This is a genomic window from Kribbella sp. NPDC002412 (assembly GCF_053592935.1).
This window is the reverse complement of the sequence record NZ_JBSFBL010000017.1, coordinates 1-16,392: the sequence shown is the minus strand read 5'-3', so window position 1 is coordinate 16,392 and position 16,392 is coordinate 1. Positions and strand designations below refer to the sequence as shown.

General features: G+C 69.9%; 15 protein-coding genes. 3 read left to right on the top strand and 12 right to left on the bottom strand.

The features are described 5' to 3' along the window. Positions 1 to 3: 3 nt before the first annotated feature. The 4 genes from bsaP to ACWCOV_RS15955 form a co-directional block, all read right to left on the bottom strand. Positions 4 to 192: a biotin synthase auxiliary protein BsaP gene (bsaP, locus tag ACWCOV_RS15970; RefSeq protein ID WP_449829993.1), complete on the bottom strand. Its 189-nt coding sequence runs from the start codon at positions 190 to 192 to the stop codon at positions 4 to 6. Continuing rightward, positions 189 to 1,184, bottom strand: a complete 996-nt coding sequence (gene bioB / locus ACWCOV_RS15965; RefSeq protein WP_449829992.1) for a biotin synthase BioB — start codon at positions 1,182 to 1,184, stop codon at positions 189 to 191. Before bioB ends, bsaP begins: the two co-directional genes overlap by 4 nt. A gap of 567 nt (positions 1,185 to 1,751) precedes the next feature. Further along, a complete protein-coding gene (locus ACWCOV_RS15960) occupies positions 1,752 to 3,452 on the bottom strand; it encodes a GMC oxidoreductase (protein ID WP_449829991.1) in 1,701 nt (566 codons plus the stop codon). After that, positions 3,449 to 5,041 (bottom strand): succinic semialdehyde dehydrogenase, encoded by a 1,593-nt coding sequence (locus ACWCOV_RS15955; protein ID WP_449829990.1) that lies wholly within the window; start codon positions 5,039 to 5,041, stop codon positions 3,449 to 3,451. The genes ACWCOV_RS15960 and ACWCOV_RS15955 overlap by 4 nt, the downstream gene beginning before the upstream one ends. Positions 5,042 to 5,166: 125 nt before the next feature. On the opposite strand from ACWCOV_RS15955, the gene ACWCOV_RS15950 reads away from it, so the two are divergent. Together ACWCOV_RS15950 and ACWCOV_RS15945 are read left to right on the top strand one after the other, a co-directional pair. After that, positions 5,167 to 6,618 (top strand): hypothetical protein, encoded by a 1,452-nt coding sequence (locus ACWCOV_RS15950; protein WP_449829989.1) that lies wholly within the window; start codon positions 5,167 to 5,169, stop codon positions 6,616 to 6,618. Between the two features lie 63 nt (positions 6,619 to 6,681). Further along, on the top strand, positions 6,682 to 7,590 hold the full coding sequence (locus ACWCOV_RS15945) for a TIGR03086 family metal-binding protein (protein ID WP_449829988.1): 909 nt from the start codon (positions 6,682 to 6,684) through the stop codon (positions 7,588 to 7,590). On the opposite strand, the gene ACWCOV_RS15940 is transcribed toward ACWCOV_RS15945, so the two are convergent. The 8 genes from ACWCOV_RS15940 to ACWCOV_RS15905 form a co-directional block, all read right to left on the bottom strand. Then, complete coding sequence (locus ACWCOV_RS15940; RefSeq protein ID WP_449829987.1) at positions 7,587 to 7,985, bottom strand: hypothetical protein; 399 nt, start codon at positions 7,983 to 7,985, stop codon at positions 7,587 to 7,589. The two genes, ACWCOV_RS15945 and ACWCOV_RS15940, sit on opposite strands and share 4 nt — an antisense overlap. Before the next feature lie 65 nt (positions 7,986 to 8,050). Beyond that, a complete protein-coding gene (locus ACWCOV_RS15935; RefSeq protein ID WP_449829986.1) occupies positions 8,051 to 8,767 on the bottom strand; it encodes an alpha/beta fold hydrolase in 717 nt (238 codons plus the stop codon). Between the two features lie 8 nt (positions 8,768 to 8,775). Further along, entirely contained in the window at positions 8,776 to 9,882 is a 1,107-nt protein-coding gene (locus ACWCOV_RS15930; RefSeq protein ID WP_449829985.1) for a GuaB3 family IMP dehydrogenase-related protein, read from the bottom strand. Positions 9,883 to 10,045: 163 nt separating this feature from the next. Then, entirely contained in the window at positions 10,046 to 11,560 is a 1,515-nt protein-coding gene (gene guaB / locus ACWCOV_RS15925; protein WP_449829984.1) for an IMP dehydrogenase, read from the bottom strand. Between the two features lie 159 nt (positions 11,561 to 11,719). Beyond that, entirely contained in the window at positions 11,720 to 13,090 is a 1,371-nt protein-coding gene (locus tag ACWCOV_RS15920; protein WP_449829983.1) for a hypothetical protein, read from the bottom strand. Then, a complete protein-coding gene (gene shbA / locus ACWCOV_RS15915) occupies positions 13,083 to 13,703 on the bottom strand; it encodes an RNA polymerase sigma factor ShbA (RefSeq protein WP_360530661.1) in 621 nt (206 codons plus the stop codon). The genes ACWCOV_RS15920 and shbA overlap by 8 nt, the downstream gene beginning before the upstream one ends. Before the next feature lie 63 nt (positions 13,704 to 13,766). Beyond that, positions 13,767 to 14,207: a GNAT family N-acetyltransferase gene (locus tag ACWCOV_RS15910; protein ID WP_449829982.1), complete on the bottom strand. Its 441-nt coding sequence runs from the start codon at positions 14,205 to 14,207 to the stop codon at positions 13,767 to 13,769. Beyond that, the gene (locus tag ACWCOV_RS15905; protein ID WP_449829981.1) at positions 14,200 to 15,579 is read right to left on the bottom strand and encodes an MFS transporter; all 1,380 of its coding nucleotides are present in this window, start codon (positions 15,577 to 15,579) and stop codon (positions 14,200 to 14,202) included. Before ACWCOV_RS15905 ends, ACWCOV_RS15910 begins: the two co-directional genes overlap by 8 nt. Positions 15,580 to 15,650: 71 nt before the next feature. On the opposite strand from ACWCOV_RS15905, the gene ACWCOV_RS15900 reads away from it, so the two are divergent. Beyond that, positions 15,651 to 16,292: a TetR/AcrR family transcriptional regulator gene (locus ACWCOV_RS15900; RefSeq protein ID WP_449829980.1), complete on the top strand. Its 642-nt coding sequence runs from the start codon at positions 15,651 to 15,653 to the stop codon at positions 16,290 to 16,292. Positions 16,293 to 16,392 lie beyond the last annotated feature (100 nt).

The following is a 16,392-nucleotide window of genomic DNA, read 5'->3' as shown; positions in this document are numbered from 1 at the left end:
TACCTAGCTGGACAGCACTCCATGCACGGAGCAACGTGCTGACCACCCCATCGGGTGGACTTGGACGATCATCCGCCGCCGGCACTCGCCGCAGTAGCGGGGTGGTTCCAGAGCCAGGGCCCGGCGGCAGTCCTCGTGGCTGCCGTCGGCCAGCTCGCGGCCGCAGTGACCGCAGTACACGAGCGTGGTCACAGCGTCTTCTGGAGTTCCTTGACCGGCATCTTCAGCTCGGCCAGCAGGTCGAGGTCGGCGGTCGCCGGGCGGCCGAGGGTGGTCAGGTAGTTGCCGACGATGACGGCGTTGATCCCGCCGAGCAGGCCGTCGCGGGTGCCCAGGTCGCCCAGGGTCAGCTCGCGGCCGCCGGCGTACCGGAGCACTGTCCGCGGCATCGCGAGCCGGAACGCGGCGATCGTGCGCAGCGCGTCCTTGCCGTCCATGATCTCCAGGTCGCCGAACGGCGTCCCCGGCCGCGGGTTGAGGAAGTTCAGCGGCACCTCGTGCGGGTCCAGCTCGGCCAGCTGCGCGGCCAGCTCGGCGCGCTGCTCGAGGGTTTCTCCCATCCCGACCAGGCCGCCGCAGCACAGCTCCATGCCGGATTCCTTGACCATCAGGCAGGTGTCCCAGCGCTCCTCGAAGGAGTGCGTGGTGACGACGTCGCCGAAGTACGACCGGGCCGACTCGAGGTTGTGGTTGTAGCGGTGCACGCCCATTGCCTTGAGCTCGTCGACCTGCTCCTGGGTCAGCATGCCGAGCGAGCAGGCGATGTTGATGTCGACCTCGGCGTTGATCGCCTCGATGCCGGCCTTCACCTGCGACATCAGCCGCTGGTCCGGACCGCGGACGGCGGCCACGATGCAGAACTCGGTCGCGCCGGTCTTCGCGGTCTCCTTGGCGGCCTCGACCAGCTCCGGGATGTTCAGCCAGACCGAGCGCACCGGCGAGGTGAACTGACCGGACTGGGAGCAGAAGTGGCAGTCCTCCGGGCAGCCGCCGGTCTTCAGCGAGATGATCCCCTCGACCTCGACCTCCTCGCCGCACCACTTGACCCGCACCTCGTGCGCGAGCGCGAGCAGGCCGGCCAGCTGGTCGTCCGGTGATTGCAGGACCTCGACCAGCTGTTCCTGGGAAAGGCCGACGCCCTGCTCCAGAACCTGCTCCCGGGCCACCTCGAGGATGTCGCTCATCGTTCTCCTGCCTCATCTGACGGTCCGGCCCACAGTAAGTCAGCCGGCCGCCGCCGGGCTGCGAGGGGCGTCACGTGGAACACCCCGGACCCAGGTGACTCAGCACTCTCCGCAGCCCTCAGAAAACTTTCTGGAATTTTCCGCGGAACCTCGTAACCCCCCGTAGAAGGGCTCGTTGATGTGTGCAGAGGCGGTTACCGCAGGGAAGACCGCCACTCGGTTACAGGGAGCAACGAAAAGCCGATCATTACGATCAGCACGCAGAGTGGTCACAACCACTCGCGAAACCTCGAAACTCTCCGGATCGGATGTAAAGTGGGGTACCAAGAGCTCGGGTCGCCAGCTGTGGTTGGTGACCCGATCCCAAAGCGCCGGGCGCCTCACCCCGGCTTGAGTGGGTCCCTCGGGAAACGATTTGGGCGGAAACGTTCCCGAGGGACCTGCTCCCTTTTCTGGGCCCTTTACCGAAATGGGCCGGCCTCGCAAATCACACCAACCTCAGCAGCCCCACGAGTTTGCTGAGGTTTCTTCATTTCACCTGACTGCCGGTGAACTATTGTCGTTGTGTTACGGCTTCGTCACAGACTGCTTCGGGACGATCGGGAGCCGCAGCGCCCCCGGCGCATCGGCCGGTACGACGGGATGCCCGGGCTTCACCGGTTGCACCCGCCGGTACGCCGATCCGACCGGCGGCCGGACGTCGGCCTCGCCCTTGTTCGGCCAGAACGAGAGCGCCCGCTCGGCCTGCGCGGTGATGGTCAGCGACGGGTTCACGCCGAGGTTCGCCGAGATCGTCGACCCGTCCAGGATGTGCAGGCCGTCGTACCCGTAGACCCGGTGGTACGGGTCCACCACGCCGGTCTCGGCCGAGTCGCCGATCGCGCAGCCGCCGATGAAGTGCGCCGTCATCGGCACGTTGAACGGCTCGCCGATGGTCCCGCCCGGCGTGCCGTTCATCAGCTTCGCCATCCGCCGGACCACCTGGTTCGCGACCGGGATCCAGGACGGGTTCGGGGCGCCGTGCCCCTGCTTCGACGTCAGCCGCCAGCGGCCGAACCGGTCCCGCCGGCCGAAGGTGGTGATCGAGTTGTCCGCGGTCTGCATCACCAGCGCGATCACGGTCCGCTCGGACCAGTGCCTGAGGTCGTACAGCCGGCGGATGTTCTTCCGCTGGACGCCGAGCTCGCGCAGCCAGGTCCGCCACCGCGGGCGGTCCCCGTCGCCGTCGGTCAGCACGGTCTGCAGCAGCGACATCGCGTTGCTGCCCTTGCCGTACCGGACCGGCTCGATGTGGGTGATGTCGTCGGGGTGGAACGACGAGGTGATCGCGACCCCGCGGCTGTAGTCGACGTCGCGGTCCCGCGCGATGGCCCCGAGCAGCGACTCGGAGTTGGTCCGGGTCAGCACGCCGAGCCGGTCGGACAGCCGCGGCAGTTTGCCCTCGTCCCGGAGCCGGTGCAGGAGTTTCGCCGTACCCAGGGCGGACGCGGCGAAGACCACCTGCTGGGCGGTGAACCGGCGCGTGCTCTTCCGGTTCGAGGTACGGCGGGTGTCGACGGCGTACCCGCCGTTCGGCAGCGGCTCGACCGAGGTGACCGTGGTCATCGGGTAGACCGCGGCGCCGGCCTTCTCGGCCAGGTAGAGGTAGTTCTTCGTCAGCGTGTTCTTCGCGTTGTGCCGGCAGCCGGTCATGCACTCGCCGCAGTCGATGCAGCCGGTGCGGCGGGGGCCGGCGCCGCCGAAGTACGGGTCGTCGACCTCGACACCGGGCTCGCCGAAGAAGACGCCGACCGGGGTCGGGTGGAAGGTCTCGCCCACCCCCATGTCGTCGGCGACCTGCTTCATCACCTCGTCGGCGGGCGTGAAGTGCGGGTACGTCGTGACGCCGAGCATCCGCTTGGCCTGGTCGTAGTACGGCGCGAGCTCGGACTTCCAGTCGGTGATGTGCGCCCACTGGCGGTCGGTGTAGAACGCGGGCAGCGGCTCGTACAGGGTGTTCGCGTAGACCAGGCTGCCGCCGCCGACCCCGGCGCCGGACAGGATGATCACGTCCCGCAGCGCGCTGATCCGCTGGATGCCGTACCAGCCGAGCTTCGGCGCGAACAGGAACCGGCTCTTGTCCCACGAGTTCTTCGCGAACCCGGCGTCCTCGAACCGCGCCCCCGCCTCCAGTACGGCGACCTTGTAGCCCTTCTCGGTCAACCGCAAGGCGCTGACGCTGCCACCGAACCCCGAACCGATGATGACAACGTCGTAGTCGAAGGTCATGCGCGGCCCAGTTTCTTCAGCACCCGCAGGGCGCCGGTGATCAGTTCGGCGTACGCCTCGTCGGAGATGCCGTGCGAAGCGGCGATCGGGAGCACCCGCTGGGTGGCGATCGCCTGCGGGTCGACGTACCGGCGGATGCCCTCGGCGCCCTGGCGGCGGCCGAGGCCGGAGGCCCGCATCCCGCCCATCGGGGTGTCGATCGAGCCGAACGTCGCGCCGTACGCCTCGTTCACGTTGACCGTGCCGGCCACCAGCTGGGCCGCGACCGCCCGCCCGCGCCGGCCGTCCCGGGTCCAGACGCTCGCGTTCAGCCCGTACTCGCCCTCGTTCGCGCGCTGGATCGCCTCCGACTCGTCGGAGAACCGGTAGATCGACACCACCGGCCCGAACGTCTCGTTGTCGAAGCACTCCATCTCCGGCGTCACCCCGGACAGCACGGTCGGCTCGTAGAACAGCGGGCCGATGTCGGGCCGGGCCTTGCCACCCGCGAGTACGACGGCGCCCTTCGCGCGAGCGTCGTCGACGTGCCGGGTCACGGTCTCCAACTGAGCCTTCGAGATCAGCGTGCCCATGTCGACGTCCCAGCCGGTCCCGGCGGACAGCCGGAGCTTCTTCACCCGGTCGATGAACGCGGTCACGAACGCGTCGTACACCTGGTCGGCGACGTACAGCCGCTCCATCGAGACGCACAACTGGCCGGCGCTCGAGAAGCACGCCCGGACGGCGCCTTCCGCGGCCCGGTTGATGTCGGCGTCCCGCAGGACGAGCATCGGGTTCTTACCGCCGAGCTCCAGGCTGCAGCCGATCAACCGCTCGCCGGCCTGCTTCGCGACCAGCCGGCCGGTCTTGGTCGAGCCGGTGAAGCAGATGTAGTCGGTGTTCTGGATGATCGCGCCGCCCACGGTCGGACCGTCGCCGTTCACCGGCTGCCAGACCTCGCGTGGCAGTCCGGCGTCGTACAGCAGCTCGATCGCCCGGAGCGCGGTCAGCGGGGTCTGGCTGTCGGGCTTGTGGACGACCGCGTTGCCCGCGAGCACGGCCGGGAGACCGTCGGCCATCGCCATGCTGAGCGGGTAGTTCCAGGGCGAGATGACGCCGACGACACCCTTCGGCACGAACCGCTGCTCGGCCCGGGTCAGGATCGGGAACATGCCCAGCTTGCGCTGCGGCTCGAGCAGCTCGGCGGCCTTGCGGCCGTAGTAGCGAGCGGTGAGGGCGACGTGCGCGACCTCCTCGAACGCCTGCTTGCGCGCCTTGCCCGACTCGAGGATCACCAGGTCCACGAGCTCGTGCCGGTGGTCCAGGACCAGGTCGTGGTACCGCAGCAGGATCGCCGCGCGCTCGGCGAGCGGCACCCGACGCCAGGTCTGCTGCGTCCGCCGCGCCGAACGGACCGCCGCGACCACGTCGTCCGGGCTGGACACCGGCAGCGTGGCGATCGGCTGCCCGGTGGCCGGCGCGTACGACGTCCGCACCCCGGCCGAGGCGCGAAGCAGCCCCGACAGCCGGCGAACGACCGACTGATCGGTCGCGTACGACGCGGTCGGGTCGAGCTCGGGATCGGCAGGAATCGAGGTCTGCTCGCTCATAGATCCAGGCTACCTGCCGGTAATACCCATGTCAGTACCGGAAATCGGCCGTGTCAGGCCTAAGTGTTCCACCCGGTAGACCACTAAGCTGAACGGCTGAACCTGCGAAGGGGTGGAACGTCGAGATGGTGGACAGCGGGGGGCTCTGGACGCCTCCTGAGGACGAGCTCGCTGAGGCTCTGCAGACCGCACAGGTGCTGATCGAGGAAGGTCGTGCCGACGAGGCCGGGCCGTACCAGCAACGCGTGATCGAGCTGGCCCGGGAGCGGGCCGAGGGGCACCCGAATCACTACGAGGCCAAGCACCTGATGGCCGCGACGCAGTACGAGCTGGCCGGCTCGCTGAACGCGTCCGGCCGGCACGAGGAAGCGCTTGCCGCTCTCCACGAGGCCCAGCTCGGCTACACCGAGCTCAGCGACGCCGGCGTCCTCGACGCCACCTCCTTCCTGGCCGACGTGCGGGCCCGGCGGGCGATGACCCAGGCGCATCGCGGTCACGGCGCGACCGCCGTACTGGAGATGGACGGCGCGGTGATCGCGTACGGACAGCTCGTCGGCGGCGAGGACGGGCTGAAGCACCAGCCGGACTTCGCCCGGGTGCTGGCGATGAACGCGCTCATCCTGCGGCGGTACGGCGACCCCGCGCTGGCGGTCGCATCCGCTGACGCGGCGACCCAGCTGTTCCTGCAGCTCGCGGACCAGATCAACGAGAGCCCGCAGTCGCTGTCCTACGCGCGCTACCTGTGTACGGCGACCGCCGTGTCGGCCGACGTCCATGCCGCCGAGGGCCGGCTCGACCTGGCGCTGGAGGCGGACGAGGTCGGGCTGACCACCGCCGACACGCTCGCGGACTCGGAGTCGACGACCGACATGCGCACGCTGGTCGCCGCGCTCACCCGGAAGGGCAAGCACCTCGGCGTCGTCGGCCGGATCATGGAAGGCGAGACCTGCCTGCGGACGGCGTTCGACACCGACGCGGAGACCGCTCAACGGGTCACCGAGGAGCTGGACCGCGGCCTGCCGCTGACTCTGGTCGCGGCGCTGGAGAACGCGGAGATCAAGCTCGGGCCGTTCGAGCAGTACCACCGGCTGGTCGCGCTGAGCGAGCCCGCGCCCGGGATGACGCTGGCCACGGTGTCCGGTCGCACCGACCCGGAGTCGGCCGCCGTACGTGCGACCGAGCTTGCTGAGCTGGTCCGGCCGCTGCTGATGCAGGACGTGGACGCCGCGCTCACGCTGGGGATGGAGGCGCACTACCTGTTCGCGATCTCGTCCGAGCGGGAGTCGCAGCGGATGCGGTACGAGACCAGCACCTACGCGCCGATCTGGGCCCAGCTGCTGCTCGACATCTCCGAGGCGTACTACCAGGCGGGCCGGACGGACCTCGCCCTGGACCTGGGCGGTTGGTGCGCGGAGGTCGCGACCGCGCTGATCCCGTTCACCGACGACGACGCGGTGATGAAGGACCTGGCCGGCTCCTGCTACCGGCACCACGGCGACCTGCTCGCCGCCACCGGGGACGTGATGGCGTCCCAGCACGCCCACGAGGCCGCCCAGCAGCTCCAGCTCGGCCGGTAACCTCCGGGTAATTGACGCCTCCCCTCACCAGGCGGACGCTGACGCTTGAGAGGGGGAATCGTCATGCATGTGGTGGAACTGCACAATCGGACGGTCGGCAACTTCGCCAGGTTGGTCGGCGAGGTGGGGCCCGACCAGTGGACCGCTCCGACGCCCTGCACGGACTGGAACGTTCGTGAGCTGGTGAACCACGTCGTCGGCGAGGAGCGCTGGACGGTACCGCTGATGGAGGGCAAGACCATCGCGGAGGTCGGCGACTCGCTGGACGGCGATCTCCTCGGTGACGACCCGGTGGCCGCCGCCGCTGCCGCCGCCCGCGCTGCCCAGGAGGCGGCCGGGGCTTCGATCGAGAAGGTTCACCTGTCGTACGGCGACGAGGATCCGCCGGAGTACTTGCGGCAACTGGCCGCCGACCACCTCGTCCACGGTTGGGACCTGGCGGCGGCGATCGGCGCCGAGGCCCGGCTCGATCCCGAACTGGTGGACGAGGTCGCCACCTGGTTCGCCCAGCGCGCGGATCTCTACCGCTCGGCCGGCATGGTCGCCGATCCGATGGAGGGGTTCACCGACCCGTCCGACCAACTGGTCGGCGCGTTCGGGCGCAACCCGCGCTGGTCGGCGGCGGATTCCGTCGTCGCACAGTTCGGTGCGGCGTTCGACCGGCGGGACATCGAGGCCGTGATGGCGCTGGTCACCGAGGACTGCGTCTTCGAGTCCACGTCACCCGCGCCGGACGGAGTGCGGTTCGAGGGCGCGGCCGCCGTACGCGCGGAGTGGGAGAAGCTGTTCGCGAACACCGACGACCCGCGGTTCGAGACCGAGGAGACCGTCGTGCTGGGTGACCGTGGGGTGGTGCGCTGGACGTACTCGTGGCGGGAGCCGTCGGGTCAGCGCGGTCACGTCCGCGGTGTCGACGTACTGCGCCTGCGCGACGGCAAGATCGCGGAGAAGATGTCCTACGTGAAGGGCTAATCCGGTACGTCGGTCTTCAGAGCGCCGACGAACAGGCCGGCCTCGGCCTCGGTCATCCCGGTCTCGGAGACGACCAGGGCGGTGGCCTGGTGGAGCTCGCCCTGCGCCTTGAGGGCGCGGGTGCGCTCGGCCAGGTTCGTGCCGGGCACACGGACGACCGGGGTGTCGGTGACCGGCGGCACGTAGCGTCCGAGCCGGATGTCGTCGACGAGGCCCTTGGCGTTCTTCAGGTCCAGGCCGGTCCGCTCCCGGACCAGCTTCACCGCGTGCACCGATTTCTTCGTGGTGAGCAGGAAACGCACCTGGTCCACGTCGTCAGGGGAGAGTCTGGCCCGCGCGGCGGCGAGGGCAACGTTGTCGGCGTCCTGGTCGCTCCTTCGGCTGAACAGTCCCATGCGGCAATCCTTCCAGAACTCCCCAAGCGACGAGCACCCGGCGCACGTCGCGCCGGCGACCTGGCTCACCCGGCGAGGAGCTTGCGAATCTCCGGCCAGGCAAGGGCTCCGAGCTCCCGATCCGCCTCCTCGGTCCCGCCCCTTGCCATCCGCTGGCCGCCGGCTTTCGGTGTCTCACCAGGGAGGATCAGCCGGTGACCGGCGCGTGCCGCGATGGCGGTGCGGGTGGGCAGTTCGCCCCGCGACAACGCGATCCGCTCCGCGAACTCCGCCGACGGCCAGACCCGATCGTCGCCGCCGGCTGTGAGGAACACCTCACCGCGGATCCGTTCCACCGGGATCCGAGCGGCTTCGGCCTCGGCGGCGTACGTCTGGACGCTCCGGCTGTACAACCCGGTGAAGCTCGGCGGGTCGTCGTCCGGTTCCCACGCCTGGTCGAACGGGACGAACGGAAGTGGTTCGCCCTGCCAGGTCCAGGCCGACGTCTGCTGCCCGTCCTCGATCCAGCCCCACACGTAGGCGCTCGGTGACAGCGCGACCACGGCGTCGATCCGGTCGTCCAGCGCGCCGAGCAGCAGCGCCGCCTCGGCGCCGCGGGACGTGCCCATCACGACGATCCGGTCGTTGCGCTGTTCGAGCTCGTCCAGCGGGAACGTCTCCAGCGGGACCTCGCTGATCTTCTGGTCGAACCATCGAGGCGCGAGTACGTCGTACCCCTCCGCCGCGAGGATCCCGGCCCGCTCCAGGTCCGGCGTACCGCTGGATCCGTGCAGGAGCAGCACGCCGGTCCTCAACCGACGACGACCTCGACTCGCTGGAACTCCTTGAGTTCCGTGTAGCCGGTGGTGGCCATCGCGCGCTTGAGGGCGCCGACCAGGTTCATCGTGCCGTCCGGCACCCAGGACGGGCCGAACAGGATCTGCTCGAGCGTCCCGGTGACACCGACCTCGACCCGCTCGCCGCGGGGCAGATCCGCGTGCCAGGCCTCGGCGCCCCAGTGGTACCCGCCGCCCGGGGCGTCGCTCGCCCGGGCCAGCGGCGAACCGACCATCACCGCGTCGGCACCGCACGCGATCGCCTTCGCCACGTCGCCGGACCGGCCGACCGAACCGTCCGCGATCACGTGCACGTACCGGCCGCCGGACTCGTCCATGTAGTCCCGCCGGGCCGCAGCCACGTCGGCCACCGCGGACGCCATCGGCACCGCGACCCCGAGCACCTTGCGGGTCGTGTGCGCGGCGCCACCGCCGAACCCGACCAGCACGCCGGCTGCCCCGGTCCGCATCAGGTGCAGCGCGGCCTGGTGCGTCGCGCACCCACCGACGATCACCGGTACGTCGAGGTCGTAGATGAACTGCTTGAGGTTGAGCGGCTCGGCCTGACCCGACACGTGCTCGGCCGAGACCGTCGTACCGCGGATGACGAACAGGTCGACGCCCGCGTCCACGACGTGCTTGGCGAACTGCTTGGTCCGCTGCGGCGAGAGCGCGCCGGCCACGGTGACGCCGGAGTCGCGGATCTCCTGGACCCGCTGCGAGATCAGCTCGGGCTTGATCGGCGCGGAGTAGATCTCCTGCAGCCGGTGCGTCGCCTGCTCCTTGCCGAGGGAGGTGATCTCCTCCAGCAGGCTCGACGGGTCCTCGTACCGGGTCCACAGGCCTTCGAGGTTGAGCACACCGAGACCGCCGGCCTTGCCGATCGCGATCGCGGTGGCCGGCGACATCACCGAGTCCATCGGCGCGGCCAGGATCGGCAGCTCGAACCGGTAGGCGTCGATCTGCCAGGCCACCGAGACCTCCTCGGGATCCCGCGTCCGCCGCGACGGCACGATCGCGATGTCGTCAAACGCGAACGCCTGCCGCCCCCGCTTGGCCCGCCCGATCTCAATCTCGTTCATGCCGACAATCTACCGATCTTCCCCGCTTCCCCAGACACCGAGTCCAACCGGCGGCAGAACCACCCGCGCCTCCGCACACTCCCGCACCGACCGCTCAGGCCGCGCCGCGCGAGCCCGCCCCGCAAAGACCACCCCCGCGGGGTGCGCGGGGGTGGTCTGAGGGTCAGCGGCCGGAGTAGTTGGGGGCTTCCACGGTCATTTGGATGTCGTGGGGGTGGGACTCTTGGAGGCCGGCTGAGGTGATGCGGACGAAGCGGCCCTTGTCCTGCAGCTCGGGGACGGTGCGGGAGCCGCAGTAGAACATCGACTGGCGGAGGCCGCCGATCAGCTGGTGGGCGACGGCGGACAGCGGGCCGCGGTACGGGACCTGGCCCTCGACGCCCTCGGCGATCAGCTTCTCGTCGGAGCCGACGTCGCTCTGGAAGTAGCGGTCCTTGGAGTAGGACTTGCGCAGCCCGCCGGCGGACGACATCGCGCCGAGCGAACCCATCCCGCGGTAGGCCTTGAACTGCTTGCCGTTGATGAACACCAGGTCGCCCGGCGACTCCTCGCAACCGGCCAGCAGCGACCCCAGCATGACCGTGTCGGCACCGGCCACGAGGGCCTTGGCGATGTCACCGGAGTACTGCAGGCCGCCGTCGCCGATCACCGGGACTCCGGCCGGCTTGCACGCCAGCGACGCCTCGTAGATCGCGGTGACCTGCGGTACGCCGACGCCGGACACGACCCGCGTCGTACAGATCGAGCCTGGGCCGACGCCCACCTTGACGCCGTCCGCGCCGGCCTCGACGAGCGCCTGGGCGCCCGCGCGGGTGCCGATGTTGCCGCCGATCACGTCCACGCCGCGGGTGGCCGGGTCGGCCTTCAGCTTGCGGATGATCTCGAGCTGGGCCTGGGAGTGACCGTGCGCGGTGTCCACGACCAGCACGTCGACGCCGGCCTCGACCAGGGTCATGGCCCGCTTGTACGCCTCGCCGAAGAAGCCGATCGCGGCGCCGACCATCAGCCGGCCGGTCGCGTCCTTGGTGGACAGCGGGAACTTGTCGCGCTTGACGAAGTCCTTCAGCGTGATCAGGCCGGTCAGCTTGCCGGCGTCGTCGACCAGCGGCAGCTTCTCCACCTTGTGCCGGCTGAGCAGCGCCATCGCGTCGTCGGCGGAGATGCCCTGCTTGCCGGTGATCAGCGGCTGCTTGGTCATCACCTCGTGCACCGGCCGGGACAGATCGGTCTCGAACCGCATGTCGCGGTTGGTGACGATGCCGACCAGGACGCCGGCGTTGTCGACCACCGGCACGCCGGAGATCCGGTACTGCCCGCAGAGCGCGTCGGCCTCGCCGATGCTGGCGTCCGGGCCGATGGTGATCGGCTGCGCGATCATGCCGGACTCGGAGCGCTTGACCAGATCGACCTGCTGGGCCTGGTCCTCGATCGAGAGGTTGCGGTGCAGGACGCCGAGACCGCCCTGCCGGGCCATGGCGATCGCCATCCGGGCCTCGGTGACGGTGTCCATCGCGCTGGACAGCAGCGGGATGTTGACCTCGACGTTGCGGCTCACCCGGGACCGGGTGCTGACCTCGGAGGGGATGACGTCGGACTCGTTGGGCTGCAGCAGCACGTCGTCGAAGGTGAGACCGAGGACGGCGAACTTGTCGGGAACTCCAGCGGGTGTGATGTCCATGGGGAAAACAGGCACCTTTGCACGGCGAGAACGGGACACCATCCTATGCCGCCCGCACCCAACCCCCGAATCCGCCATCCACAGGCGGCCGTCACCCGCCGTACACGCGCCGTACGACGCCCCGCGGAGTCCGCCCGGCACAGGGCCGGGCGGACGGTGTCAGCGGGTGGTCGGCTTGTTGACGACGTCCAGGATCTGGAGGACCTCGGTGGCGTCCGTCGAGCCGTGGGCGCGGGCGATGGCGGCGTGCTTGCCCTCGGCGTACGTGCCGCTGGCGTGCTTGCCCTTGGCGTAGGTCTTCTTCACCGAGCCGGTCACCAGCTTGCCGCTGGAATGCTTCGCCTCCGCCGTCGCGGCGCTGCCGATGAACTCCGTCGCGCTCGGCACCTCGACCGCCGAACCGGTCGGCGTCGGAAGCACGTCCGGCAGGACCTTCTCGATGATCTCGGTGAGGCCCTCCAGCGGCGCGCCGTCGTTCGGCGGCTCCTTCTGGTCCTCAGCCGGGTCGTCGGCCGGCGGCTTGGTGTCACTGGTGTCCGAGCCCTCGTCCGAGGAGTCCTGGCCCGGGCCGGTCTGAGACCCCTGGTCCGATCCGGTGTCGTTGCTCGGCACCGTGGTCGGCGTCGTCGTCGGGTTGTTCCCCGTGTCACCGGTCTGACCGTTCTCAGGCGGCGTGGTCGGCGTCGTCGTCGGGTCCCCGGTCGGCTCGCTCGGCGGCGTGGTCGGGTCCGGCGGCGGCGTGGTCGGGTCGGTCGACGGCTCGGTCGTCGGATCCGTGGACGGCTCGGTCGTCGGGTCCGTGGACGGCTCGGTCGTCGGGTCCGTGGACGGCTCGGTCGTCGGGTCGTCGGCCGGCTTCTCCTCGTCCGTCTTCCCGGTGTCGGTCTGCTCGGCCGGCTTGGTCGTCTCGACCGGCTTCGGGGAGACGATGGTGACGGTCGGGTTCTGCTCGGGCACGACCCGCTGGAGCACCTCCGGCAGGGCGTGCTCGACCGTCGCCGGCGGCGTCGGCGCGACCTTCTCGGCGGCCTTCTCCTCGGCCTCGCGACGCTCTTCCTGCTTCTTCTGGAAGTCCTTGGCGACCTTGACGATCTTCGTCTTGTCGACCACGGGCATGCCGTCGAGCTGCTCCTTCGGGAAGCTGGTCTGCGGGCGGACCGCGTCGACCATCTTCTCGATGACCTTCTCGTACGGCGACAGCGGATCACCGGTCACGGCCGCGGCGACCCCGGAGACCGACAGCGCGGCCACCGCGGCGACCCCGAGCGCCAGACCACGCGCCGCCACCTTGCGGGCGAACGGGTCCGTGACCGGGTTCAGCGCCGCGCAGCGCGCCAGGAAGCTCTCCGGGTCGTCGATCGTCTCCACCGGGAGCTCGTCCTCGACCTCTACCGCGAGCCGTAGCTCGGCCAGCAGCTTCACGGCCGGGTCGTGCTCTCCCGCGGTACGCGTGGACTCCCCACCAGCGGCCAGCAGGTCGAGAAGCGCGTCATCGGCATCGATCGCGTCAAGGTCGAAACGGTCAGCCATGGTTCCCCTCCCCTGCTCCTCGTTCCAGCTGTGCCTCATGCCCCACAAACCCCCTGAGCGTGTTCAACGCTCGATGCTGTGCGACCCTCACCGCCCCCGGTGTCATGCCCAGTGCCCGGCCGGTCTCCTCGGCTGACATCCCCGCTACCACCCGGAGCCGCAGAATCTCCCGCAACTTCTCCGGCAACTTGTCCAGCAGGCCCATGATGTGCTGGACCTCCGAGTGCCGGACTGCGTGCTCCTCCGGCGTCGGTGACTCGTCCGCGCCGTCCGGCAGGTCCGGCGTCGAGACGTCGGCCACCGCGAACGCACGCTGGGCATCGGCGACCTTGCGGGCCGCGATGCCGTAGACGAAAGCCTCGAAGGGCCTCCCCTCATCACGGTACCGGCTGAGCGCGCCGAACACGGCGACACAAACTTCTTGAGCGACGTCGTCGACCATGTCGGCGCCGCCGGGGTACGTCCAGAGCCGGGACCGCACATAGCGGTGAGCCACGGCCCGCACCCTTGTCAACAGGTCGTTGAGAGCTGTCCGGTCGCCTTCGCTCGCAAGCGCGGCAAGATCCCTGAGCTCGACCCGGTCGTGGGTGTGCGGTACTTGGACCTCGGTCACCCCTCGCCCCCTCGTGTTGGACCGGTCAGCCTGAAAGATAGTAAGGCGCTCATCTTCTCTTGCCTAGTGGCAATTCGTGATCGCTCGAGGTTTTTGGTCACGATCTGTCACTACCCGCGGGTTCGGCGATTCGAAGTGGAGTACGGCGGATGCCTGGCCGCCGCCCCAGTCGATGGGGGTGCGACCGGTCTCCCGCCAACCGGCCCGTTGGTAGAGCCCGATCGCGGCGCGGCAGTTGTCGGCGACTTCCAGCGCGACGGGCCGGTCAGCCACCGCCAGCGCGTGCTCCAGCAGCCGGCGCCCCAACCCACCACCGGTCGCCTTCGGATCCACGAACAACCGCTCCACCAGCGCCTTGTCCGGCCCGTCCGCGGTGAGCGCGACGTGACCCGCCGGTCGACCGTCCGCCGCGCTGATCACCCAGGCCCCGAGCATCTCCGGCGGCGTCAACCATCGCGTCGGATCCTCCGGCCAGTTGACCGGGTACCCCGCGGCCTCATGCACCTCCCGCAGGATCTCGACACACCCCGCGAGATCCGCCTCGCGCCGCTCCCGAATCACTCCCCAACCCAACCACACCCGTCGACCGCGGCGTGCGAAGAGCCAGCACGGTGGCAAGCAGCACCAGCGCAGCAGCCGCCAGGTAGCCGGCGCGATACCCGACGGCCGGCTGAGCAGCGACGGCCGCGATCGCAGCGAGCGTGGCGAGGCCGGTCGCCGATCCGAGCTCCTGCGCGGTGTTGAGCAGCCCGGACGCCAGCCCCGAGTCGGCCGCGTCCACCGCGGTCGCGGCGATCATGGTCGGCGCGAACGCCAGACCGTTGCCCAGGGCCACCAGAGTGAGACCGGGCAGCACGTCGGTGAAGTAGCTGCCGTCCGGAGATACGAACGCGAGCAACAGCAGTCCGGCCGTTGTCGTCGCCGTACCCACTGCCATCAGGGGACGCGCTCCGAAGCGGCCGGCCAGCCGACCCGCGTACGGCGAGACCACGAGCACGACCACCGTGATCGGCGCGAACGCGAGCCCCACCTGGAGAGCGGAGTACCCGGTCACGTCCTGGAGGTACAGCGTCGCGAAGAACAGCGCGGCGGCGGTCGTGCCCGCGAGGACCGCGAGTACGCCGTTTCCCGCCTGGACCGCCTGCATTCGCAGCAGGCCGAACCGCACCAGCGGCTCCGGCCGCCGCCGCTCGTGCCACCAGAAGGCAGCCAGTACGACGGCCGCGATCAGCAGGCTCAGCGGCGCACCGATCAAGCCGATGCTGAATGCGGCCACCCCGACGGCGAGGAGGAGTGCCCCGGCAACATCCAACGAAGGCCGATCGGTGGTGCGGTCGTCGGGCAGCCGTCCGGCGAGTGCGAGACCGGCGATGCCGATCGGGAGGTTGATCAGGAAGATCGACTGCCAGCCGAACAGGTCGGTGAGGACACCGCCGAGCACCTGCCCGAGGACGGCGCCGACCGAACCGGCCGATGCCCAGATGCCGAGCGCGCGGTTGCGCTGGTCGCCCTGGAACAGCGACGTGACCAACGCCAGCGCAGTCGGCGAGACCATCGCCGCGCCGGCGCCCTGCAGCACGCGGGCCGCGAAGAGGTGCCAGCCCTCCTGGGACAACGCGGCCAGGGCGGACGCGATGGTGAAGACCAGCAGGCCGATCCGGAAGACGCGGCGCCGTCCGTACAGGTCACCGGCGCGGCCGGCGACGATCAGCAGGCTGCCGAAGGTGAGCGTGTAGGCGATGCCCGCGAGGTGCAGTTGATCGGTGGGGATGCCGAGCGCGGCCTGGATCGTCGGCAGGGCGACGGTCAGTACGACGACATCGACGATCAGCATGACCTGCGCTGCGCACAGAACCGCGAAAGCCGCGACGAGCATGTCGATCTCCTGTTCTACGCCGTAGAATTGCTACTCTACGGCGTAGAATAACCTCGTTCAAGGAGACCTGGATGGCACGGAGAGCCGGACAGCCGCCGTTGCGGCGGGAGGCGATCGTCGCCGCCGCGTTGCGGGTGATCGACGCGGACGGCCTGGACGCGCTGTCCATGCGGCGACTCGGGCGGGAGCTCGGCGTGGATCCGATGGCGATCTACCACCACATCCCGACCAAGGACGACGTCCTCCGGGCGGTGGTGCGCGAGGTGTACGGCGGGCTGCGGGTCGAGCCGGACGGGAAGTCGTGGCGTGAGCAGGTGATCGCGTGGGCGACGGCGTACCGGGCGATGGCGCTCGCGCATCCCAACCTCGCGCTGCGGATCCTGTCGGACCTGGAGTCGGTCGCGATCGCCGCGACCGAGGCGAACGAGTCCCTGTACGCCGCGCTGGACCGAGCCGGCCTGGATCCCCTGGATGCCGTCCGCGGCGCCGACACCATCGTCGACTTCATCCACGGTGTGGTCCTGGCCGAAGCCGCGGCAAGCACCTCGAGTCAGGCAGCCACCACCGCCTTCGACGAGGCGTTGGCCGCCCTCCCACCCGACCGGATCCCCACCCAGCTCCGCCTCCGGGCCGCCACCCAGAACCAGCCCCGCGACAGCTTCACCTTCGGCCTGAACCTCATCCTCACCGGACTGGAGGCCCACACCACCTGAACAAACACCCCTATGCGTCTCCCCCACAAACAAGCCGCCCGGCTGGTCGACCGCATCTCGCCGCCGCCTGGCCCTGGCCAGCTGAGCGGAGCGTGGTGAC